Below are 22,987 nucleotides of genomic sequence, written 5' to 3'. Positions count from 1 at the left end.
TCCTGTTATTCAGACCGGACTATCGAGTGGTGAAGGCCGATCTGTCTTGTGGTGCTCGATACTTTCTTGAGGGTTATATTACCGTCAACTAGTGACGGTGCGTTATTCAGGGTGAGTGTGTCGGGAAACTGTTGCCAAACTGTTACGATTTTCGGCGTGCACGTTCAAAAAGATGCCCGAAAAGATCACGACGGCCCCTAGCAGCGTCCAGTGATCCAGCGGCTCGTGGTACAGAATCATTCCGATCACGGCAATTGTGGGCAGGCGGACAAAATCGAACGGTACAACCACAGTCGCAGGCGCAATAGCCAGAGCGTTGGTGATGCAATAATGCGCCAGTAGTCCTGCCAACCCAATCAATACCAGGAAGGGGATCGTGTTCGCGGTTGGCAGAGCGATCTGCCCATCGATCCCTGCGGCCATCAATCCCAGGACAGCCTGCATGACGGTCAGCCAGAACATGATGCATCCAATGCTGGCAAAACGGGTCAGGGTTTTGGTGGAAATCGTTGTAAATGCGAAGAATACCGCAGACATGGCAGCAGCCAAAATACCAGCGCTCAGAGGCACGGCACCGGGGCGGGTAATAAGCAGGACACCGGCAAAACCAATCAAGGCAGACAGCGCGCGTACAGGTGTTAGCCGTTCCTTCAGCAGCAGCGGAGACAGCAGGATCACCCAGATGGGTTGCGTGAACTCAAGCGCAAAAACCTGTGCCAGAGGAATGACGGTTACCGCGTAGAACCACAAATTCTGACCAATAAAATGCGTCAGGTTTCGGACGCCGTGCAGCCCCAGTCTGTATGTCGAGACCTGATCCCATTTGCGCGACAGTGTCAGAATCACCGCTACAACGAGGATGCCGACGAGGCTGCGGTAAAACATGATTTCGAATGTATCGTGGGCCACGCTCAATTCGCGGCCGGCAACCGCCATCGATGAGAAAGAGGCAATTGCCCCCGTCATCCAAAGCGCGGCTTTGCCGATCTGCGGTCTGCTGCTGTCCATTTACCTGCCTGCGGGAATCGCGAAATTCTAATTTAAAACCTATGGGTTTCTTGCAGGACTTAAACAAAAAAGCCGGGTCAAAGCCCGGCTTTTTGTCATTCCCACTCAATCGTTCCCGGAGGTTTCGAGGTGATGTCATATGTGCATCGGTTGATGCCCTTGACCTCGTTGATGATCCGCGTGGCGGTCTCACCGAGGAATTCGTGGCTGAACGGATAGTAGTCGGCGGTCATGCCATCGACCGAGGTTACAGCCCGCAGCGCACATGCATAATCATATGTGCGTCCGTCACCCATCACACCGACGGTGCGTACCGGAAGGATGGCAACAAAAGCCTGCCAGATATCATCATACAGACCGTGTTTGCGAATCTGGTCGATATAGATGGCGTCGGCCTCGCGCAGGATTTCCAGTTTTTCACGGGTGATCTCGCCTGGGCAGCGAATCGCCAGACCCGGCCCGGGGAAGGGGTGGCGCCCGATGAAGCTCTGCGGCAAGCCAAGTTCGCGGCCCAGTGCGCGAACCTCGTCTTTGAACAGCTCTCGCAGGGGTTCGACCAGTTTCAGGCCCATCTTTTCAGGCAGGCCTCCGACATTGTGGTGCGATTTGATCGTGACCGAGGGGCCGCCCGAGAACGAAACCGATTCGATCACGTCGGGATAGAGCGTGCCCTGGGCCAGGAATTCGGCCCCTTCGATCGTATCAGCGTGTTTCTGGAACACGTCGATGAACAGCTTTCCGATGATCTTGCGTTTGGTTTCCGGGTCGGATTGGCCGTCCAGCTCTCCCAAAAACAGGTCGCTTTCATCTGCGTGTATCAGCTGAATGTTGTAGTTGTCGCGGAACATACCGACGACTTCTTCGGCCTCGTTCTTGCGCAACAGGCCGTGATCGACAAACACGCAAGTCAGCTGATCACCAATCGCTTCATGGATCAGGATCGCCGCGACCGAGCTGTCGACGCCGCCGGACAGGCCGCAGATGACTTTTTTGTCGCCGACTTGCTCGCGAATCTTTTCGATCATCTGTTCGCGATAGGCACCCATGGTCCAATCGCCGTTGAAGCCAGCCAGCTTTACGAAGTTTTCGTACAGTTTCGCGCCTTTGGGCGTGTGGTGAACCTCGGGGTGGAACTGAACGGCATAGAAGTGCCGGTCGGTATCAGCCGTGATCGCATAGGGCGCGTTGGGTGAGGTGCCGAAGACCTCGAACCCGGGGGCGATGTCGCTGACGTGGTCTCCGTGGCTCATCCAGACTTGTTCGTCGCCATCCGCGAACCAGCCGTTCAGAATATCCAGTTGGTTTTTCGGAGTGACAAAGGCGCGACCGAACTCGGCAGTGCCGTGGCCGCTTTCGACCTTGCCGCCAAGCTGATGCATCATGACTTGCTGGCCATAGCAGATGCCAAGGATCGGCACGCCATAGTCAAAAATCTCTTGCGGGGCGCGGGGGGACCCTTCGCGCGTCACGCTGTCCGGTCCGCCCGAGAAGATCACGGCCTTTGGCGCCATTTCGCGTACAAAGTCCATCGTGACGTTTTGATAGGGGTGGATTTCACAATAGACATTCAACTCGCGCAGGCGGCGTGCGATCAGCTGCGTCACCTGGCTGCCGAAGTCGATGATCAGAAGGCGGTCATGGGATGTCTGGCTCATGACTGGCTCTTAGGTCGCGCGGCGGTTATGTGCAAGCGTTATGAAGGCGATTTCAGTCAGATGCGGAAGGAGATGGGATCAATGGCCGTCATTCGTTTCACGGATGCAACGCAGGATGACGTCGAGGCGGTCACAGACTGCATCAGGGCGGCTTATGCCAAAGCGCGCAGTTCTATTGATGATCTGCCTGATGTGACGAGTGGTTTGGCGCAAGATATTGCGGAACGTCACGTGGTCCTGGCCCGCAGCGATGATGGGTTGGCTGGTGTGATTGTGTTTGCGCAACAGGGTGCTGTGATGAAGGTTATCAATCTGGCCGTGTCACCGTCGGCCCAAGGGCAAGGTGTCGCTGGAAAACTGCTGTCACGCGCCGAAGCCGAAGCGCGCGAGGCTGGCTGCACCCATATGGAATTGCGCACCCATCGTTTGATGCAGGATACGAGGGCGATTTACGCGCATCTCGGCTGGATCGAAACTGAAGTGGCCGGGATTTCGGTTGCGATGCGTAAAAACCTTTGAGGTTTGTCAGCCCGTCAATTTAGATTTCTCACAACCATCTTGCGAAATGCGACGTACCCAAATTCTGTCGCGTAAAGGAGTTTTCACTCAGCTAGCGGTTAGACGGATTTTGCGATTTCGGTTCCATGCTTTTATCATGAGCGTCAGGAATTAGGGGTTCAAACGACATCGAATAGGCGATCATGTCGCTTTTACCCCTATAGCGCCGTAATCCACGTCTGGTGTGATCTGCGGTTCCGGTAACACGATTTGCAACGTGAACATGACTAACGGGATTATCTCATGGCAGAGGCAAACACCCGACGCAGAGCCAGAGGCGGTGGTGGTGCCGCCCGCAGGGCCGAGCGCACCGCAGTTCGAATCGAAACTGCAAAATATATCGAACGGAACATTCCGAATTTCGAGGTCCTCAACGCAGAAGCGTTGGAGATCATTGAAACCAATGCGGAAACCATTCTGGCTGAGGTCGGCGTCAATTTCGTCGACAATCCGGGTGCGTTGCAGCGCTGGAAAGATGCCGGGGCTGATGTCGATGGGGAACGTGTTCGCATCCCGCGCGGTCTGGCGCGCGAGCTGATCAAAACTGCCCCCAGCGAGTTCACACAACACGCGCGCAACCCCGAAAAATCGGTTGTCATCGGGGGGCGCAATCTGGTGCTGGCGCCGGTCTACGGCCCTCCATTCGTGCGCGACGCGCAAGGTGGCCGTCGCTATGCGACCATGGACGATTTCAACAAGTTCGTGAAACTGGCCTACATGTCCAAGTGGCTCCACCACTCGGGCGGAACCGTGTGCGAACCGACCGACGTGCCGGTGAACAAACGCCACCTGGACATGCTGATGGCGCACATGACCCTGTCCGACAAGCCGTTCATGGGCTCGGTCACCGATCCCAGCCGGGCGCAGGATTCGGTAGAGATGTGCGAGATCCTGTTCGGCAAAGAGTTCGTGCAGGAAAATACAGTGATGACCTCGCTGACCAACATCAACTCGCCGATGACCTTCGACGACGTGATGATGGGTTCGCTTGAAGTTTACGCGGCTAACAATCAGGCCTGTATTATCTCTCCCTTTATCGTGGGTGGCGCGATGGCACCGGTTTCGGTGGCAGGGACGCTGACGCAGGTTCTGGCCGAAGTTCTGGCCGGTGTCGCGTATAGCCAGATCATCCGTCCGGGTGCCCCGGCGATCTTTGGGGCCTTCGTGTCATCGATTGACATGAATTCGGGCGCGCCGACCTTCGGTACGCCCGAGGCGTCGATGGTCACCTATGGTGCGGGTCAGCTGGCGCGTCGCCTGAACCTGCCGTTCCGCTCGGCCGGGTCGTTCTGTGGCTCGAAACTGCCCGACGCGCAGGCTGCTTACGAAACAGCAAACTCGCTGAACATGGGCCTGATGTCAGGCGTGAACTTCATGCTGCATTCCTGCGGTTGGCTCGAAGGCGGTCTGGTTGCGGATTTCGAGAAGTTCGTCATGGATGCCGATCAGCTGGGCGTGCTGCACGGTCTGGCCAAAGGCGTGGCTTACGACGAGAACGCGCAGGCGATGGATGCGATCCGCGAGGTTGGTCCGGGCGGCCACTATCTGGGTTGTGCGCATACGCAGGCGAACTTCAAGGACGCGTTCTGGAAGTCGGAAATGCTGGACTACAAACCGTTCGAAACCTGGGAAGATGAAGGCGCGCGTGACACGCGTCAACTGGCCTCTGCCCGGGTCGAGCATCTGCTGGCCAACTACCAGCAGCCACAACTCGACCCGGCAATCAATGCTGCTCTGAACGAGTACATTGACAAGAAAAAAGCATCCATGCCGGATGCCTTTACCTGATCACTGATATTGCGCGGCGCGGCTGGCCTGAAACAGCTGCGCCTCGCCCAACAACGCGATCAGCAGGTCCAAATGACGGACCAGCGAATAGGCTGCGTCCTCATCTACGCGCTGCGTGTTAACCTCTCGCTCCATTTCCATCAGACGCATCAGTGCCGCGCCCGTGCCGGGCAGTGATCCATAGCCAAGGATGCGCTGCAGGTGCCGATCCCGGTCATAGTCCTGCGCCCCGTGTTTCGCGGCCCGTGCCAACAGGCGAGGGCGGCGGAGCGTGGTAATCATGGTCATCAGGTCCTGCATTCCGGGGTTCCCTTGTGTGAGTGAATGTCCCTGAATGTGTGACACAACCCAAGCGGGTGTTGCCTTGATTGGGTTCGCGCCGAACTCTAACTTCATGAGTGTTTATGTTTTTGAATCAAATCTGGTCCTTGTCGCTGCGGGTTAACGAACGAGTAACGAAAGCAACTCTAGTTAGAATTGGTTAACAAATTCATCGGGGGCGATTGAAAACAGATTGTTGTGTCGACGAGGGCAAGTAACTATGGAAAACAACATGGCATTCACCATCCCGGCCTGGGTACCTGAGGGGGCACAACGATACCTTGCCCACACAGAGACCGGACAGTCGATCCGCGATATTGCGCGATCCGCAGGGTGCCATGCTTCGACCATACTCAGACAAATCAGGCGCATCGAAATGCGACGGGACGATCCCTTGGTGGATGCCGCGCTGCAATCTCTGGCGGAAACGCATTTCTCGGATTCAGCCGATGGCACGGGCCCGATCCAATTCGGGGCCTTGGCTGTGACCGAAGAGGAAACCGCCGCCGCCAAGGACGAAGAATTTTACCGCGAGGCACTGCGAATTTTGCGCCGTTTGTGTGAAACGGGGTCAGTGCTTGCGGTGGCTGAGGAAATGGACAAGGCCGTGGTGGTCCGCGACACCGGAGACAGCGGCGCCACACGAACAGCGGTTGTGGATTGCAAGATTGCGCAGGCGCTGGCGCTGAAAGACTGGATTTCCTGCGACAATCCCGGACGGATTTCGCGGTATCGGATTTCTTCGTCGGGCCGCTCGGCACTGAGCCGCCTTATTGCCGAGGCCGAGAACAAAGCGCGTGAGCGTAGTGAATTTGGAATGGCAGATGCACAAGCGCCGTTCCAAGCGCAAATGGCGCCCTGTCAGAGCGTGACTGCAAAACCCGACCGGCCTCGGCGGATTCGTTATAGTGCAGCGGAAAGCCCCCTGATCGCATTGGCACGTCGGCGAGATCGGGACGGAAAGCCTTTTCTTGATGAAACACTTGTGGCGGCGGGCGAACGCCTGCGTGAGGATTTCGAACTGGCGCAGATTGGTCCTCAGGTCGCACAGAATTGGGACCATTTTCTGACTGCAGGGGGGCGCGGTGGTTTCAACAGTGAAGCCCATGCTGGGCACGGGGCGTCGGACGCACGGGATCGGGTTGAACATGCTTTGTCAGATCTGGGTCCGGGTCTCAGCGATGTTGCTTTGCGCTGCTGTTGCTACCTCGAAGGGCTAGAGCTTGCGGAAAAGCGGATGGGCTGGTCGGCGCGCTCGGGCAAGATCGTGTTGCGGATCGCGTTGCAGCGGCTCAAGCGGCATTATGAAGGGCAGTCCGAGCGCAATCGCATGATCGGATAACGGTGCGATATGTTTTGGTTGCACTTGGGTGGGTGGGTGATAATCAAAGGTTATGAATTTTACCCTTAGACAGCTGAAATACTTCAGTGCAGTCGCAGAACAGCGCAATTTCGGTCGGGCCGCCCAGGTGTGCCACGTGTCTCAGCCCGCCTTGTCCGTGCAGATCAAGGCGTTAGAGGACAGTTTGGGCGGTCCGCTTTTCGAACGTCAGGCGCGTGATATTCTGCTGACCCCGCTAGGGCGCGACGTGCTGGATCATGCGCGTCAGGTTCTTGGAGCGGCGGACAGGTTAGATCAGTTTGCCAAGGATCGCTCTGGGGGGCACAGGTCGTTGGCGATCGGGATCATCCCAACGATCGCGCCGTATTTACTGCCGGGTGTGCTGGCTGGGTTGCGATCGTCCGATGTGTCGTTGCGCGTGCAGGTGCGCGAAGCCAGAACAGAGCGTTTGCTGACCATGCTGCGCGCCGGGGAAATCGACGCCGGCGTCATGGCTTTGCCCGCCGGTGGGAGTGAGTTGTTTGAGCTGCCTCTGTTTCAGGATCGCTTCCTGTTGGCTGGCAGTTCAGCGCGCTTGAAGGGCATGGTCCCCAATCCCGAAGCATTACGGCCGCTGGACCTGCAGACCGCGCAACTGATGTTGCTTGATGACGGTCACTGTCTGACCGATCAGGCGCTTGAGGTCTGCGGTCGGGATCGAAGCAGCGGCCTGATCAATATGGGTGCGTCATCGCTTGCGACGTTGTCACGATTGGTGGCTGAGGGGTTTGGTCTGACTCTCATGCCCGAACTGGCCGCGCGCGCGGAATCTGACGCTGTTCCCGGATTGAAACTGCTGCGCTTTGGCACGCCGCAACCGGCGCGGACGGTTGGTCTGGTCCGGCGTGCATCGACTGTGGGCGAGGATTGGTTCGACGGTCTGGCTCAGGTCATCCGCCAAGTCGGAGAAGGCATCGTCACCGCAACACGCGCCTGAAATGAAAAGACCCGCCATGGGCGGGCCTTTGCTTTGATTTAGCGCGAAGCTTAGGCCAGTGCGGGTTCTTTGGCTTCGTTCAGGTGTTTTTTAAGGTTGTCCGGGGACGACACGCCATAGGGGTCTTCAGGGCAGTTATCCATCAGGCCGGGCTCTTCGAACCATGCCTCAACCACACCGTCATTGACGATGGCGGCATAGCGCCACGAGCGCATGCCAAAACCCAGATTGTCCTTGTCGACCAGCATGCCCATCTTGCGAGTGAACTCTCCAGATCCGTCTGGAATGACCTTGACGTTTTCCAGACCTTGGTCCTGTGCCCATTTGTTCATGACAAAGCTGTCATTCACTGACATGCAATAGATGTCGTCGATGCCTTTTTCCTTGAATTCGGCATAACCGTTTTCAAAACCGGGCAGTTGGTAGGTCGAACAGGTAGGGGTGAATGCGCCGGGCAACGAGAACAGGATCACCCGTTTACCGGCAAAGTAATCTGCAGTGGTCTTGTCTTCCCAACGGAACGGGTTGGGGCCTTCGACAGCCTCGTCACGGACGCGGGTGTGAAAGGTTACGTCAGGCAGTTTAGTACCGGATTTCATGCTCAATTTCCTGTGATTCATCTGTGAACTGCTGAAGATTTAAAACAGTTCTAAATTAGCTTCAACGTGATTGTTGCTGCGAACGCGAATTCTTGTGAAGTCCTCAAAGCGTGCTGTTTTCAATAAAACTTTGTCGGGATTTGCTGGGTGATCTTCTGCATTTGCATAGTGCGCTGTTATGGCAGCTATGCATGGGTGGCGTAGCTAACCGCTGCAGTTTATATTATGTCGAAGCAAAATGACCCAAAGTCAGGAAAGCAAACCGTGCGTGATCTGAAGATCCCCGAACAACGTCATCCCGAAAAGGCGCATCGTCAGGACAATGCGCAACCGAAAAAGCCGAAGTGGATTCGCGTAAAGGCACCCGGTGGTAAGGGCTATGCCGAAACTCACAAAATCATGCGCGAGAACAATCTGGTTACGGTCTGCGAAGAGGCCGGGTGTCCGAATGTGGGCGAATGCTGGAGCCAGGGCCACGCCACCATGATGATCATGGGCGAGATCTGTACCCGCGGCTGTACATTCTGCAACATTGCCACCGGCCGCCCAGATGATCTGGACGCGTTTGAGCCCGGACGCGTGGCACACGCCGTGCAGAAACTGGGGCTGAACCATGTGGTCATAACGTCTGTGGACCGCGATGACCTGGCCGACGGTGGGGCGGAGCATTTCGCGCAGACCATTCGCGCCGTACGGCACCGTTCGCCTAAGACAACGATCGAGATTCTTACGCCAGATTTTCTGAAGTGTGACCCCTCGGTTCTGGAAGTTGTAGTCGAAGCCAAGCCGGACGTGTTCAACCACAACCTTGAAACCGTCCCGGGGCTGTATCCCGAAGTGCGCCCCGGTGCGCGCTATTTCCATTCGCTGCGCCTGTTGCAGCGGGTCAAAGAAATGGACCCTTCGATTTTCACTAAATCGGGCATCATGGTCGGTCTGGGGGAAGACGAACAGCAGGTCCGGCAAGTGATGGATGACATGCGCGCCGCTGACATCGATTTTCTGACCATCGGCCAATACCTGCAGCCCACGCCGAAACACCATGGCGTCGACCGCTTTGTCACGCCGGAAGAGTTCGCATCTTATGAGAAAGCAGCCTTTGGCAAGGGCTTCCTAATGGTGTCGGCAACGCCTCTGACTCGGTCGTCCTACCACGCGGGCGACGATTTTGCCCGCCTGCGCGATGCACGCCAGAAGAAGTTGGAGCAAGGGTGACACCTGACACACGCGCGCAGCTTACCCGCCTGCGTCACGAACTGCACCAATCCCCGGAACTTTCGGGCCAGGAAGAGTTGACGGCCGCTCGGATCGCGGACGAATTGCGTGCCCGTGGCGCAGATCAGGTTTTGACTGGAATCGGTGGGCACGGCGTGGCGGGTGTGTTCGACAGCGGGCAGGCCGGACCGACAGTTGCCATTCGATGCGAGCTTGATGGTTTGCCCATTCAAGAGCAGTCCGAAGCAGCCTATGCTTCACGCATTTCGGGCAAGGGGCATCTGTGTGGGCATGACGGCCATATGGTGATGGTTCTTGGTGTAGCAGATCACTTAAATCAAAACCGTCCTCTGCAGGGACGGGTAGTATTAATCTTCCAACCTGCCGAGGAAACCGGGCGAGGGGCTATCGCCTACCGGGCCGACCCTAAGTTCTCGGAGATCGCGCCGGATTACCTGTTTTCCCTGCACAATCTACCAGGGCTGACGTTGGGGGACGTACAGCTGTGTGAGGGTCCGGCAAACTGTGCGTCGCGCGGGATGAAGGTTGTTTTGAAGGGTAAGACCTCGCACGCGGCGGCGCCGCAGGATGGGATCTCACCCGCGGGGGCATTGGCCGCGTTGATGCCGCAAATGGCACGGCTGGGAAATGGCGGTTCGCTGGACGCCAATTTCGCGCTGACGACCGTGACGCATGTCAATCTTGGTGAACCGACCTTTGGCGTGGCGCCGGGCCGGGCCGAGCTGTGGGTGACATTGCGCACCGTCGCTGATGCGCGGATGCAAAGTCTGATCGAAGAGGCCGAGGCGCTGGTTGCGCAAGCGGCGTTGGATCAAGGGCTTAGATACGAGATCACCTATGAAGACGTCTTCGAAGCCTGCGTGAACGCGTCTGACGCCGTCGATATCCTAAGCCGATCTTGCTCTGAAGCGGATGTACCTTGTGAAGTGACGGCTTACCCGCAGAAGTTCTCTGAAGATTTTGGGCAGTTCGGCAAAGACGCCAAAGCTGCTATGTTCTGGCTGGGCTCAGGAGTGGGCCACCCACAACTGCACAACCCAGACTACGATTTCCCGGATGCGCTGATCCCGGTCGGTACCGGGATTTTCGTAGCCGCCATTCAACAGGTACTGGGCCCGATCAATCCTCTGTGAAGCGAACCTTGCCGATGAACGGCAGGTTACGATTGCGCTGCGCGTAGTCGATTCCATAACCCACAACAAATTCATCCGGAATCTCGAACCCGATCCAGTCGGATCGGAAATCGACCTCGCGCCGGCTGGGTTTGTCTAGCAGAGCGATAGATCTCAGTCGCGCGGGTTTACGGCTTTGCAGCAAATGGGTGACGTGGTTCAGTGTGTGACCGGTATCGACGATATCCTCGACGACCAGAACGTCGCGCCCTTCGATAGCGCCGCGCAAGTCCTTGAGAATGCGAACTTCCCGGCTGCTTTCCATTGAATCGCCATAGGATGAAGCTTCAAGGAAATCCACCTCGATCGGCAGGTCCAGCTCGCGCACTAGGTCGGCAATAAAGACGAAACTACCGCGCAACAGGCCGACCACGACCAGCTTGTCGGTGTCTTTGTATTCAGTGCTGATTTCGCGACACAACTCCTCGATCCGGGCGGCGATGGCCTTCGCCGAGATCATCTCATCTATCACATATGCACGGTCGCTCATCGCTGCCCCCTTGATCTTTGGCGCGCAACATACGAAATCACGCGCCATTGTCACCTGTTAATACTGGACGCCATGCCTACTCATTCGGAAACCCGCCACCTGCCGTATACGGCGCAGCAGATGTACGACCTGATCGCGGACGTGGCGAAGTATCCCGAATTTCTACCCTGGTGTGCCGCGGCCCGTATTCGCCGGACCTATGCCGCGGGTGAGGCGCAGGTGATGGAGGCGGACCTGATCATCTCGTTCAAAGTTTTCCGTGAAAGGTTTGGCAGCCGGGTGACGCTGTTTCCTGATCAGATGAAGATCGACACGGAATATCTGGACGGCCCGTTCAAATACATGAAATCCGATTGGCAGTTCGCAGACGCGCCTCAGGGGGGCTGCAACGTGTCCTTCCATGTGGATTTTGAATTCAAGAACGCCATCCTGCAAGGTATCATCGGTGTTGTGTTCAACGAGGCCATGCACCGGATCGTGCAGGCGTTCGAAACCCGTGCTGCGGATTTGTACGGCTAGGTCTTTACCCGCATACGGCGCACGCTAGACTGCGCCCATGAGCGATTTTTCCACATCACTTGCAGGGTTTGCTGCCGGACCCGTCGAGACGACAATGCAAACGCGAGTCGTCACGTCTTTGTCTGTATTAGACTGGATTGCTGTAGGTCGGGCCGGGGTTTATGAGCGTGTCTCTAAAACGGTGCGTGACCTTGTGTTAGGCGAAGAGGGCGCCGCGCAGGCGCATCTTTTTGGCGGTGAGGCGGCGCCGTTGCGTGGGGCGGCATTGGTCAATGGCACCGTGTCGCATGCGTTGGATTACGATGACACGCACTTTGCCCATATCGGTCACCCTTCTGTTGCGATTCTGCCCGCCGCGCTGGCGCTGAGTGAATGGGATGACCGCATCCTAGTCGATTTCCTCGAAGCCGCGCTGGTGGGGATGGAGGTTTCGATCCGTGTAGGGCTGTGGCTTGGAAGGGATCACTATCAGGCGGGGTTTCACCAAACCGCTACGGCAGGCGCGTTCGGTGCGGCCGTTGCGGCAGGGCGCATCCTTGGCTTCGACGCGGATCAGATGCAAAAAACGCTTGGGTTGACGGCCACCCGCGCGGCTGGCCTCAAGACGCAATTCGGAACAATGGGAAAGCCCTATAATGCAGGGCTTGCGGCCTCGGCCGGGGTCGAGGCAGCGTTGCTGATCGCTAAAGGCTTCACGCCGAACATGAACGCTTTGGAAGGTCAGTATGGGTTTGGTGCGACCCATAGCGGCCAGGCGGATGCGCAAACCGCTTTAGATGGGTTGGGCGATGAATGGCTGTTCGAAACAGTCAGCCATAAGTTCCATGCCTGTTGCCACGGCCTACACGCCGCGCTTGAGGCCGCGCGTGATCTGGATATCGCCGAACCCGAAGTGGCCGAGATCAAGATCAAGACCCACCCGCGCTGGATGAGCGTTTGTAACCAGATGTCTCCGACGACCGGGCTGGGGGCGAAGTTTTCATATCGCACCGTGATCGCCATGCAGGCGCTTGGCCATGATACGGCCTTGCCGGGCAGCTATTCGGAAAAGGTCTGTGCTGACCCGCGACTGATATCTTTACGCGACAGGATCGCGGTTGAGGCGGATGAGACCCTGACGGAAACGCAGGCGCATCTGACCCTGCTGCGCCGTGACGGTGCGCAGCTTGAGGTAACGCATGATCTGATGGCACCGATGACCCTGTCTGATCGCGAAGACCGCGTGCGCGGTAAGGCAGGCAAGCTGATCGGTGGCGAAGAGGCGGACGCGATCTGGTCGATGCTGCGCACCGGCGGTCGCGCCCGCGATTTGGCACGGATGCTGGCGGGTTAAACCACGCGCCAGTGCAAAGCGAAGCCCGGCTCAAACACCGTCACGGGGCCGTCCTCGGTCTCGATTTTGTTCGGGTATTCCACGGGGGCGCCTTTGGTCAGGGTAATGGTGTCTTCGTTCACCGGTAGGCGGTAGAACGCAGGCCCGTTGAGCGAGACGAAGCCTTCCAGCTTGTCCAGCGCACCTTGGGATTCGAACATCTCGGCCACCAGCGACATTGTGTTTGTCGCGGTGAAACAGCCGGCACAACCGCAGGCCATTTCCTTATTGGCATCCGTATGCGGCGCGCTGTCGGTGCCCAGGAAATACCGCGCATCGCCCGAGGTTGCAGCGGCCAGCAGCGCCAGTCGGTGTTCCTCTCGCTTGGCGACAGGCAAGCAGTAATAGTGCGGTTTGATCCCACCGACCAGAATGTGGTTGCGGTTGATGATCAGGTGGTGCGCCGTGATGGTCGCGCCCAGATCAGCGTTGTTCGATTTCACATAGTCCACACCGTCTTTGGTGGTGATGTGTTCCATCACCACGCGCAGTCCGGGTGTCGCCTTGCGGATCGGATCCAGAATACGGTCGATGAACACGGCCTCACGGTCGAAGATGTCGACCTCAGGGTCGGTGACCTCGCCATGGACGCACAAGGGCAGTCCGATCTCGGCCATCTTTTCCAACACCGAGCGGACATTGTCGAAATCCTGCACGCCCGAGGCTGAGTTGGTCGTGGCGCCCGCCGGATACAGTTTGACCGCTTTGACCAACCCGCTGGCATGCGCGGCGGCGACATCGTCGGCATCGGTGTCTTCGGTCAGATACAGCGTCATCAGCGGCTCAAAGCTCATGCCATCGGGCAGGGCAGCCAGGATACGGTCGCGATAAGCGGCGGCCTGATCGCCGCGCACGACAGGCGGCACCAAGTTCGGCATGATGATGGCACGGGCAAAATGTCGCGCGGTTTCGGGCAAGACGGCCTGCAGCATAGCGCCGTCGCGCAAGTGCAGATGCCAGTCGTCGGGGCGGCGGATCGTGATGCTATCGGTCATGGCGCACCGGCTAGCACAGAGCCCGCCGCCGGAAAAGACCTTGTCAACGACTCAGATCACCGTATGTCTGGAAAGGTTATGGCCTTGACGCTTGAACACAGCCATGACCAGTTGAGGCGAAGGAGAAGATTGACATGACACAGCCGGATTCCATCGACGCCGTTCAAAAAATGCTGGGCGCGCAGGGCTATGTCTGCGGGCGGGCGTTGGCTACGGTTGTGTTCCTTTCGCTGAAACTGGGTCGCCCCTTGTTTCTGGAGGGCGAAGCCGGAGTTGGCAAAACCGAGATTGCCAAGGCACTGGCCGCCGGGCTGAACCGGCGGCTGATCCGACTGCAGTGTTATGAGGGGCTGGATGCGTCCTCGGCTGTGTACGAATGGAATTTCCCGGCACAGATGGTGGCAATCCGCACGGCCGAGGCGGCGGGCGGGGCAGATCGCGGGACCTTGCAGTCTGAGTTGTTCTCGGATGAGTACCTTGTCGAGCGCCCATTGCTGCAGGCCATGCGCCCGGACGAAAATGGTGCGCCGGTCCTGCTGATTGACGAACTGGACCGAACCGACGAACCCTTTGAGGCCTTTTTGCTTGAAGCGCTCAGCGATTTTCAGGTCACCATTCCCGAACTGGGTACTGTCAAAGCGCCCGAGCCACCGATCGTGATCGTGACCTCAAACCGCACGCGCGAAGTGCATGACGCGCTGAAACGGCGTTGCTTATATCACTGGGTCGACTATCCCGATTTCGACCGTGAGATCGAAATCCTTCACACCAGAGCCCCCGAAGCGGCCGAGGCGCTCAGCCGTGAGGTCGTTGCTTTTGTCCAACGTCTGCGCACCGAGGATTTGTTCAAGAAACCCGGCGTGGCCGAGACGGTAGACTGGGCCAAATGCTTGCTGGCGCTGGACGTGATCAACCTAAGCCCCGAAGTGATCGGCGACACGCTGGGCGCGATCCTGAAATACCAAGACGACATTCAAAAGCTGCAGGGGTCCGAGGCTAAGCGGATTTTGGATCAGGCGAAAGCTGATTTGGAATTGGCCTGATGGCCGAACAACTGCCGCTTGATATCCCCGACGATCCAAAGCTGGCGCAAAACATCACTCATTTTGCGCGAGCCTTACGCAAGGCCGGTTTGCCCATCGGGACAGGTCGGGTGGTTGATGCCATACGTGCCGTTCAGGCAGCAGGATTTACAGAGAAACAGGATTTCTACTGGACTTTGCACGCTTGTTTCGTGAACCGCCCCGAACATCGCATGGTGTTCGCGCAGGTCTTTCGTCTGTATTGGCGCGACCCGCGGTATCTTGAACATATGATGTCCTTGATGTTGCCCGCGATCCGTGGCGTGCAAGAGGAACGCAAGGCCGACGCCGCCGAAAAGCGTGCGGCTGAGGCGTTGTTGGACGGAGTCGAACGTGACCCGCCAGACGTTGATGAGGGCGAGGGCGAAACAGAGCTGGAGATCGACGCCTCAAAAACCGCGTCGACCGAGGAATTGTTGCGCAGCCTGGATTTCGAACAGATGAGTACTGCCGAGATCGCGCAGGCCAAACGCATGCTGGCGCGATTGGCTTTGCCCGTAAAGCCGATCGAATCTCGCCGTGGGCAAGCCAGCCATCTGGGGCACCGGATTGACCGTGCGCGGACCTTACGAGCGGCCATGCGTCAAGGCGGAGAACTGCGCGATATCGCCCGCCTAAAGCCCAAGCCGCGTTGGCCCAACCTTGTGGTGCTGTGTGATATTTCGGGATCGATGAGCCAATACAGCCGGCTTATCTTGCACTTCCTGCACTCTGTTTCGAACACCAAGGGGGCGGGATGGGCCAAGGTGCATGCCTTTACCTTTGGCACACGCCTGACCAACATCACCCGTCATTTGCAACAACGCGATGTGGATGCAGCACTTGCTGCGGCTGGTGCCGAAGCGCAAGACTGGGAGGGCGGAACCCGGATCGGAGAATGCCTGCACGCGTTCAACCGCGATTGGTCGCGCAGGGTTATGGGGCAGGGGGCGGTGGTTTTGCTGATCTCAGACGGGCTGGATCGCGGTGACCCCGACGCCTTGGGTCGAGAGGTGGAACGGCTTCATCTGTCGTCTCGCCGCCTGATCTGGCTTAATCCTCTGTTGCGTTGGGATGGGTTCATGCCCAAGGCGCAGGGCGTGGTGGCCATGCTGCCGCATGTGGACAGTTTCCGCGCCGGTCATTCAATTGCGTCACTGGAAGACCTAGCCGCCGCAATCTCAAAGCCTGATGATATGGGTGAGAAAGCGCGGCTGATGACCGCGCTTTCCGGCTGACCCTTAGCCCAGCTGTTCTTCGTTGCACTTACGCGCCATTTCCATGGCCTTGTAGGTGCCGGTCAAATCAACGGTGAAGGCGAATTCCTTTTCCGGGAACACGACCATGACCTTTTGTTTTGCGATATCCTCAGCGAATTGGGGATCATCTGACAGAACATAGCCGCCAGAATAGCCCTTGGTAATGTTACCCTTCATGCCGGTGGCTTCGCCGACATAAACGTTGTCGCCCAGCAGAATCGCCACGGCTTCTTTTTCGCCACGCTTGATGTCGGTCTTGGCTTTGGTGAATACGCCCACATAGCCTACGCCACGATCTTCGGTCAGCCCCATCTGCACCACGTTTTCAGCGCTATCTACGGCCTCGATCAGGCAGGATTTCTTTTCCTGGTCGATGAAGACCTTCCACCCTTCAACTTCGCCATAACGCAGGAATGTGTCCGCGCTAACTGCGGTTGACGCCAACAGGGCAATTGCTGTTCCGAGTGTAAAAATGCGTTTCAAGTCTCTGTCTCCCTTGCGAAAATAAAATATGCGCATACTAGAATGCACTAGTCGCGCGTGTAAGCTAGAGTCAGGCTCCGTGACAATCAATCCCTTGCGGTTATGGCGGGTATCCGGGCTAAATTGCGCCGAAGGTTCCGAACTTTGAACTCACGCACAGAGTTGATGACCGGGTTTCCTTTTCATATGGCGAAACCTGCCTATGTTGGGTCAGAACGCTGGCGGAGAGTGTTAATGGACAGATTCGACAACAGCCCGGAAACGGCCTTGCGCTGGTTCAGTGAAGGGCAGCCCACAGCCCTGGCCACAGTGGTGGAGACCTGGGGCAGTGCCCCGCGCCGCGTGGGTGCGCAACTGGTCATAGGTGCGGATGGACGGATCGAAGGCTCGGTCTCGGGCGGTTGTGTCGAAGGCGCAGTTGTGGTCGAGGCGCTGGAGGCGATCGACGAAGGCGAAGCGCGCCTGTTGGAATTCGGCGTCAGCGACGAGGACGCCTTTGCCGTGGGTCTGGCCTGTGGTGGTACTATCCGGGTTCTGGTCGAGCCGGTGGGCAGCGTGCTGCCCGAACCTATGCTGCGTGAGCTGGTTAAGGCGCGTGCCGGGCGTGACCCCGTGGCATACGAAGTGAACATCGAAACCGGTCATCGAGCCCTGCGCCGCAACGCTTATGCAGACCGGTTGCGTATGGACCGTTCGGGGTTTGAGGAAGATGGCCAAACATTCGTCGCGGTCCATAATCCCCCGCTGCGGCTTATCATTGTTGGCGCAGTACATATCGCGCAGGCGTTGGTGCCGATGGCGCGGATCGCCGGGTATGACCCGGCTATCATCGATCCTCGCGACGCCTTTGCCTCGGACGCACGATTTCCGGGTGAGAAGATTTTGACCGATTGGCCGGATGAGGCGGTGGCCAAACTGGGCTTGGACGCGCGCACGGCCGTGGTGCTGTTGACCCATGACCCAAAGCTGGACGATCCAGCCTTGGAATCAGCTTTGCAGGCGGGCGTGTTCTATATCGGCGCCCTGGGATCGACCCGAACTCATGCCAAGCGGGTGGCACGGATGAAAGAGGCCGGCTTTACCGACGCACAGATCGCCCGCATTCATGGCCCCATCGGGTTGGATATCGGGGCTGCGGGGCCTTCGGAAATCGCCGTGGCCATTTTGGCGCAAATGACAGCCGTGCTGCGAGGCAAAGCGTGAAGTTCGGCCCCGTTCCCGTCGATCAAGCTGCCGGAGCCATCCTTGCGCATTCCGTTCAGATCCAGAACGCCAAGCTGCGCAAAGGGATCGTTCTGACGCCCGAGCATCAGGAACAACTGGCCGCCGCTGGGTATGAGGCCGTCACGGTCGCCCGGCTGGAGCCCGGAGATTGTCATGAGGACAAGGCCGCTGGGATGCTGGCCGATGCCCTGGCGCCCGATCCGAAAGCTGCCGCGCTAAGGGTGACCCAACCGTTCACCGGGCGCGTGAATCTGTTAGCGGACGGGCCGGGTGTTGTGGTTCTAAAAGTCGAAGCGCTTGAGGCGTTCAATCAGGTCAACCCAATGATCACAGTTGCCACCGTGCCGCAACATCAGCAGATGGGCGCAGGAGGTATGGTCGCGACGATCAAAGTCATATCCTATGCCGTTCCAAAAGCGGATGTTCTTGAAGCCTCACAAGTGGCAAAGGGTGCCATCCGCCTTGCCACACCAGTTTACAAAAAAGCCGGGCTGGTGGTGACCGACATTCCCGGCGGGCCTTCGAATGAAAAAGGCATTGCCGCAATCCGGGGCCGGGTCGAGGCACTGGGGATGGAGATGACCGATGTCCGCATCGTCCCGCACCAGACGGATGCGATTGCGCAAGCTGTCTCTGAGATACAAGGCCAGGTAGCGATGATCCTAACCGGGTCGGCCACCTCGGATGTGGCTGATGTCGCCCCTCAGGCGGTGCGGGCTGCAGGTGGGCAAGTGGATCGGTTCGGCATGCCGGTCGATCCGGGCAATCTGCTATTTCTTGGCTCGCTAGGATCGCGACCGGTGATCGGGTTGCCGGGATGCGCGCGGTCACCAGCGTTGAACGGGGCCGATTGGGTGCTGTCCCGTGTCGCCTGCGGAATCAACACGACCGGAACAGACATTGCCGCAATGGGCGTGGGTGGGTTGCTTAAAGAGATTCCGACGCGGCCGCAACCGCGGGCATCGCGGCGATAATTTGCCTTTCTGAGACAACGTAATACTTATGAAGGCTAACCAAATGACCTCCTGGACAAATCGCTAAATATTTTTGTTCTCAAACAAAAATTCCCGTGTTTAACTCGGGCCAGGGAGTTTCATTTTGGGAGGAGCGAATGACACAGGTCTCAATGACCGTGAACGGAAAACCCGTGAGCGGTGATGTCGAGGGCCGGACATTGCTGTCCAGTTTTCTGCGCGATCATCTGTCACTGACCGGAACGCATGTAGGATGCGACACTGCACAATGCGGCGCGTGTGTGGTCCATGTGAATGGCGAGGCGGTCAAATCCTGCAACATGCTGGCGCTAGAAGCTGACGGCGCAGATGTCGGCACGATTGAAGGGCAGGCCAACGACGATGGTTCGCTCAACACTATCCAACAGGCCTTTCAGGATCATCACGGGTTGCAATGCGGTTTCTGTACGCCAGGCATGGTGATGAGTACGGCTGCGTTGCTGAAAGACAATCCGCGCCCGACCGAAGCTGAAATCCGCAAGTATCTGGAAGGCAACCTGTGCCGGTGCACCGGATACCACAACATCGTCAAGGCGATCATGGCCGCGTCAGGCCAGGACGTCAGCAGCATCGCTGCCGAATGATGCCGCTGCGGGCGTAAGCGAGACGCCCGTGGGATGACAAAGGGTGCATAAGCATCCGTTAATGGGAGGAGAACAAGCAATGCCCAAAGACAGTGGCATCGGAGCCAGTTCCAAGCGCCGCGAAGACGTGCGCTTTCTGACCGGAGACGGCAATTATACCGACGATATTAACGTGGCCGGCCAGGCCTATGTACATTTTTTGCGTTCCGACATCGCGCATGGACGGATCAAAAGCGTCGACACCTCGGCCGCCGAGGGTATGCCCGGCGTGGTCAAGGTATTCACCGGTAAAGATTTCGAAGGTGTGGGGGGAATGCCCTGCGGCTGGGAAGTCACCGACAAGCATGGCGCGCCTATGCAAGAGCCGCCGCACCCCATTCTGGCGCAAGGCAAGGTACGCCATGTGGGCGACCCGATTGCGGCGGTTGTCGCTGACAGTCTTGAACAGGCACGTGATGCCGCCGAGGCGATTGACGTCGACATCGAGGAATTGCCTGCCGTCATGGATATGAAAGCCGCCGCGCAGGATGGCGCGACGCTGGTTCATGACGATCTGAAGAACAACATCTGCTATGACTGGCAGTTGGGTGAGGCAGATGATGCCAAGGTAAACGAGGTTTTCGCCAATGCGGCGCATGTGACCACGTTGGATCTTGTGAACAACCGTCTGGTGGCGAACCCGATGGAGCCGCGCGTGGCCGTAGCCGAATATAAGCGCGGCACGGATGAATACACGCTGTACACAACGTCACAAAACCCGCATGTGATCCGATTGCTGATGTGTGCATTTGTTCTGGGCTTGCCCGAACATAAGGTGCGCGTTGTGGCCCCGGATGTCGGCGGCGGCTTTGGCACCAAGATTTTCCATTATGCCGAAGAGGCGTTCTGCACCTTCGCCGCCAAGGCCTGCAACCGTGCGGTCAAATGGTCGTCCAGCCGGTCCGAGGCTTTTATGTCGGACGCCCATGGCCGCGATCACGTCAGCACCATCGAGCTGGCGCTTGATGCAGATAACAACTTTGTCGGTCTGCGCACCAACACCTTTGCCAATCTGGGCGCTTATCTGTCGACGTTCTCAAGCTCGGTTCCAACATGGCTGCACGGCACGCTGATGGCGGGCAATTACAAGACGCCGGTTATTCAGGTGAACGTGAAGGCGATGTTCACCAATACGGTGCCGGTGGATGCGTACCGAGGAGCAGGGCGGCCCGAGGCGACATTCCAACTGGAGCGTGTCGTGGACAAGGCCGCGCGCGAGTTGGGCGTCGATCCGATTGCCCTGCGCCGTCAGAACTTTGTCACCCAGTTCCCCTATGACACGCCGGTGGCGCTGACCTATGACACCGGGGACTATAACGGGACGATGGACAAGCTTGAATCCGCAGCTGATCTGGCAGGGTTTGCTGCGCGACGAGCAGAAAGTGAGGCGAAGGGCAAGCTGCGAGGTTTGGGCATCAACTGCTATATTGAAGCCTGCGGTATCGCGCCTTCGAACATCGTTGGCATGCTTGGCGCTCGTGCGGGTCTTTATGATGCGGCGACGGTGCGGGTGAACGCCACCGGCTCGATCAGCGTAATGGTAGGAGCGCACAGCCATGGGCAAGGGCATGAAACCGCCTTTCCGCAGGTTGTGGCTGACATGATCGGCATTGACGAGTCGATGGTTGAGATCGTGCATGGCGATACCTCCAAGATTCCATTCGGCATGGGCACTTATGGTTCTCGTTCGTTGGCGGTTTGCGGCTCGGCCATGGTCAAAGCAACCGAGAAAGTAATCGATAAAGCCAAGCGGATCGCGGCGCACCTGCTTGAGGCGTCCGAGGCCGATATCGAGCTGAAGGACGGTCAGTTTAGTGTCGCGGGAACTGATAAATCGGTTGCTTGGGGAGATGTGACCCTCACGGCTTATGTTCCGCACAATTACCCGTTGGAGGTCGAACCGGGATTGGAGGAAACCGCGTTCTATGATCCGGCCAACTTTACCTTCCCCGCAGGGGCCTATGCCTGTGAGGTTGAGGTAGACCCGGAAACTGGACAGGTCAGCATCGAAAAGTTCACTGCCGCGGACGATTTCGGCAACATCGTCAACCCGATGATTGTGGATGGCCAGGTGCACGGTGGTATCGGTCAGGGCATTGGCCAAGCGCTGTTAGAGAACTGCGCATATGACGAGAACGGCCAGCTGCTGAGCGCCTCCTACATGGATTACGCCATGCCGCGTGCCGATGATGTTCCGTTCTATGCGGTCGACCACTCCAGCCAAACGCCCTGCACGCACAACCCGCTGGGTGTCAAAGGCTGTGGTGAGGCTGGCGCGATCGGTTCGCCGCCCGCAGTGGTGAACGCGGTGCTGGATGCGCTGAACTCGGGTGGCAAGGCGGTGGATCACATCGACATGCCAATGAGCCCATCGCGCGTTTGGGCGGCGATGAACAGCTGAGTGGTTTGGGGTGCGAGGGGCCACCCCTCGCGCTCTCCGAAAAAATTACAGCCAGATGAAGGGCGGTTCCGCGCCTTTCGGAAAGGAAGACGAAATGTACAATTTCGAGTTTGAGAAACCCTCGACCATTGCGGATGCGGTTGCTGCTCTGGCGGTTGAGGATGCCCAAGCCCTAGGAGGCGGGCAAACACTGATTCCGACGCTAAAACAACGGCTGGCGGCACCTTCCGCTCTGGTCTCGCTGAGCGGGATAGCCGAGATGAAGGGTGTATGTGTTGACGACGACGGCTCGGTGTCGATTGGGGGAGCGACAACACATGCAACCGTCGCGGCAGAGGCGGCGGGCAGCTATCCTGCACTGGCGGCGTTGGCTGGTCAGATTGGTGACCCCGCGGTGCGCAATCGCGGCACCATTGGCGGTTCGGTTGCCAATAACGATCCAGCAGCTTGCTATCCGGCGGGCGTTTTGGGGTCGGGCGCGACAATTATCACCAATACGCGCCAGATTGCGGCGGATGATTTCTTTGAAGGGATGTTCTCGACCGCACTGGATGAAGGTGAGATCATCACCACAGTCCGGTTCCCGGTGCCACAGGCGGCGAGCTACCAGAAGTTCCTGCAGCCTGCGTCGCGGTTTGCACTGGTAGGTGTCTACCTTGCACGTTTTGCGGATGGGGTGCGCGTTGCTGTGACCGGCGCCAGTGAAGACGGTGTCTTCCGTTGGTCCGAAGCGGAGGAAGCTTTGAACAAAGAGTTCAGGGCCGATGCTCTGATGGATCTACGTATCAATCCGGCAAACATGATCGGTGATCTGCATGGTAGCAAAGAATACCGCGCGCATCTTGTTGGTGTCATGACAAAACGGGCCGTCGAAGCCTGTATGTGAATGGTA

At 58.0% G+C, this 22,987-nt stretch carries 22 protein-coding genes; 15 read left to right on the top strand and 7 right to left on the bottom strand.

Translation table 11 applies throughout. The features are described 5' to 3' along the window. Window positions 1-102: 102 nt before the first annotated feature. Window positions 103-1,008: a DMT family transporter gene (locus tag ACR0LY_RS04280; RefSeq protein WP_170348525.1), complete on the bottom strand. Its 906-nt coding sequence runs from the start codon at window positions 1,006-1,008 to the stop codon at window positions 103-105. 95 nt (window positions 1,009-1,103) lie between these two features. Beyond that, window positions 1,104-2,663 (bottom strand): glutamine-hydrolyzing GMP synthase, encoded by a 1,560-nt coding sequence (gene guaA, locus ACR0LY_RS04275; protein WP_170348526.1) that lies wholly within the window; start codon window positions 2,661-2,663, stop codon window positions 1,104-1,106. An 81-nt stretch (window positions 2,664-2,744) separates the two neighbouring features. Here guaA and ACR0LY_RS04270 point away from each other — a divergent pair, with 81 nt between their 5' ends. Beyond that, window positions 2,745-3,182, top strand: a complete 438-nt coding sequence (locus ACR0LY_RS04270) for a GNAT family N-acetyltransferase (RefSeq protein WP_170348527.1) — start codon at window positions 2,745-2,747, stop codon at window positions 3,180-3,182. A 282-nt stretch (window positions 3,183-3,464) separates the two neighbouring features. After that, the gene (locus tag ACR0LY_RS04265; RefSeq protein WP_170348528.1) at window positions 3,465-5,009 is read left to right on the top strand and encodes a trimethylamine methyltransferase family protein; all 1,545 of its coding nucleotides are present in this window, start codon (window positions 3,465-3,467) and stop codon (window positions 5,007-5,009) included. Here ACR0LY_RS04265 and ACR0LY_RS04260 read toward each other — a convergent pair whose 3' ends face one another. After that, the gene (locus ACR0LY_RS04260) at window positions 5,010-5,309 is read right to left on the bottom strand and encodes a DUF6477 family protein (RefSeq protein WP_170348529.1); all 300 of its coding nucleotides are present in this window, start codon (window positions 5,307-5,309) and stop codon (window positions 5,010-5,012) included. Between the two features lie 241 nt (window positions 5,310-5,550). Between ACR0LY_RS04260 and ACR0LY_RS04255 the strand changes: the two genes are divergently transcribed. Both ACR0LY_RS04255 and ACR0LY_RS04250 read left to right on the top strand, forming a co-directional pair. After that, window positions 5,551-6,672 carry a DUF6456 domain-containing protein gene (locus ACR0LY_RS04255; protein ID WP_170348530.1) on the top strand — a complete coding sequence of 374 codons (1,122 nt, stop codon included), beginning with the start codon at window positions 5,551-5,553 and terminating at the stop codon, window positions 6,670-6,672. Between the two features lie 52 nt (window positions 6,673-6,724). Next, complete coding sequence (locus tag ACR0LY_RS04250) at window positions 6,725-7,648, top strand: hydrogen peroxide-inducible genes activator (RefSeq protein WP_170348531.1); 924 nt, start codon at window positions 6,725-6,727, stop codon at window positions 7,646-7,648. A 50-nt stretch (window positions 7,649-7,698) separates the two neighbouring features. Here the strand turns inward: ACR0LY_RS04250 and ACR0LY_RS04245 are convergent, their stop codons facing one another. Then, complete coding sequence (locus ACR0LY_RS04245) at window positions 7,699-8,247, bottom strand: peroxiredoxin (RefSeq protein WP_170348532.1); 549 nt, start codon at window positions 8,245-8,247, stop codon at window positions 7,699-7,701. Window positions 8,248-8,511: 264 nt separating this feature from the next. On the opposite strand from ACR0LY_RS04245, the gene lipA reads away from it, so the two are divergent. Next, window positions 8,512-9,462, top strand: a complete 951-nt coding sequence (lipA, locus tag ACR0LY_RS04240) for a lipoyl synthase (RefSeq protein ID WP_170348533.1) — start codon at window positions 8,512-8,514, stop codon at window positions 9,460-9,462. Next, a complete protein-coding gene (locus tag ACR0LY_RS04235; protein WP_170348534.1) occupies window positions 9,459-10,616 on the top strand; it encodes an amidohydrolase in 1,158 nt (385 codons plus the stop codon). Before lipA ends, ACR0LY_RS04235 begins: the two co-directional genes overlap by 4 nt. Here the strand turns inward: ACR0LY_RS04235 and hpt are convergent. After that, window positions 10,603-11,145, bottom strand: a complete 543-nt coding sequence (gene hpt / locus ACR0LY_RS04230) for a hypoxanthine phosphoribosyltransferase (RefSeq protein WP_170348535.1) — start codon at window positions 11,143-11,145, stop codon at window positions 10,603-10,605. The two genes, ACR0LY_RS04235 and hpt, sit on opposite strands and share 14 nt — an antisense overlap. Window positions 11,146-11,217: 72 nt before the next feature. Between hpt and ACR0LY_RS04225 the strand changes: the two genes are divergently transcribed. Both ACR0LY_RS04225 and ACR0LY_RS04220 read left to right on the top strand, forming a co-directional pair. Continuing rightward, window positions 11,218-11,664, top strand: a complete 447-nt coding sequence (locus tag ACR0LY_RS04225; protein ID WP_170348536.1) for a type II toxin-antitoxin system RatA family toxin — start codon at window positions 11,218-11,220, stop codon at window positions 11,662-11,664. Window positions 11,665-11,701: 37 nt separating this feature from the next. Beyond that, on the top strand, window positions 11,702-12,997 hold the full coding sequence (locus ACR0LY_RS04220) for an MmgE/PrpD family protein (RefSeq protein WP_170348537.1): 1,296 nt from the start codon (window positions 11,702-11,704) through the stop codon (window positions 12,995-12,997). Here the strand turns inward: ACR0LY_RS04220 and pyrC are convergent. Further along, entirely contained in the window at window positions 12,994-14,031 is a 1,038-nt protein-coding gene (pyrC, locus tag ACR0LY_RS04215) for a dihydroorotase (RefSeq protein ID WP_170348538.1), read from the bottom strand. The two genes, ACR0LY_RS04220 and pyrC, sit on opposite strands and share 4 nt — an antisense overlap. Before the next feature lie 134 nt (window positions 14,032-14,165). Between pyrC and ACR0LY_RS04210 the strand changes: the two genes are divergently transcribed. Beyond that, window positions 14,166-15,074: an AAA family ATPase gene (locus ACR0LY_RS04210; RefSeq protein WP_170348539.1), complete on the top strand. Its 909-nt coding sequence runs from the start codon at window positions 14,166-14,168 to the stop codon at window positions 15,072-15,074. Further along, window positions 15,074-16,330, top strand: a complete 1,257-nt coding sequence (locus ACR0LY_RS04205; protein WP_170348540.1) for a vWA domain-containing protein — start codon at window positions 15,074-15,076, stop codon at window positions 16,328-16,330. Before ACR0LY_RS04210 ends, ACR0LY_RS04205 begins: the two co-directional genes overlap by 1 nt. Window positions 16,331-16,333: 3 nt before the next feature. Here ACR0LY_RS04205 and ACR0LY_RS04200 read toward each other — a convergent pair whose 3' ends face one another. After that, complete coding sequence (locus ACR0LY_RS04200; RefSeq protein ID WP_170348541.1) at window positions 16,334-16,834, bottom strand: hypothetical protein; 501 nt, start codon at window positions 16,832-16,834, stop codon at window positions 16,334-16,336. A 234-nt stretch (window positions 16,835-17,068) separates the two neighbouring features. On the opposite strand from ACR0LY_RS04200, the gene ACR0LY_RS04195 reads away from it, so the two are divergent. From ACR0LY_RS04195 to ACR0LY_RS04175, 5 genes are all read left to right on the top strand, one after another. Then, entirely contained in the window at window positions 17,069-18,037 is a 969-nt protein-coding gene (locus tag ACR0LY_RS04195) for an XdhC family protein (RefSeq protein ID WP_170348542.1), read from the top strand. Further along, window positions 18,034-19,032 (top strand): molybdopterin-binding protein, encoded by a 999-nt coding sequence (locus ACR0LY_RS04190; RefSeq protein ID WP_170348543.1) that lies wholly within the window; start codon window positions 18,034-18,036, stop codon window positions 19,030-19,032. The genes ACR0LY_RS04195 and ACR0LY_RS04190 overlap by 4 nt, the downstream gene beginning before the upstream one ends. A 137-nt stretch (window positions 19,033-19,169) precedes the next feature. Next, the gene (locus ACR0LY_RS04185) at window positions 19,170-19,655 is read left to right on the top strand and encodes a (2Fe-2S)-binding protein (RefSeq protein WP_170348544.1); all 486 of its coding nucleotides are present in this window, start codon (window positions 19,170-19,172) and stop codon (window positions 19,653-19,655) included. A gap of 79 nt (window positions 19,656-19,734) precedes the next feature. Further along, window positions 19,735-22,095: a xanthine dehydrogenase family protein molybdopterin-binding subunit gene (locus ACR0LY_RS04180; RefSeq protein WP_170348545.1), complete on the top strand. Its 2,361-nt coding sequence runs from the start codon at window positions 19,735-19,737 to the stop codon at window positions 22,093-22,095. Between the two features lie 94 nt (window positions 22,096-22,189). Then, window positions 22,190-22,981 (top strand): FAD binding domain-containing protein, encoded by a 792-nt coding sequence (locus ACR0LY_RS04175; protein WP_170348546.1) that lies wholly within the window; start codon window positions 22,190-22,192, stop codon window positions 22,979-22,981. Window positions 22,982-22,987: the final 6 nt, after the last annotated feature.

Source organism: Ruegeria sp. BC5, assembly GCF_056539205.1.
The sequence above is the reverse complement of the archived record's forward strand: the minus strand, read 5'-3'. Positions and strand labels throughout refer to the sequence as shown.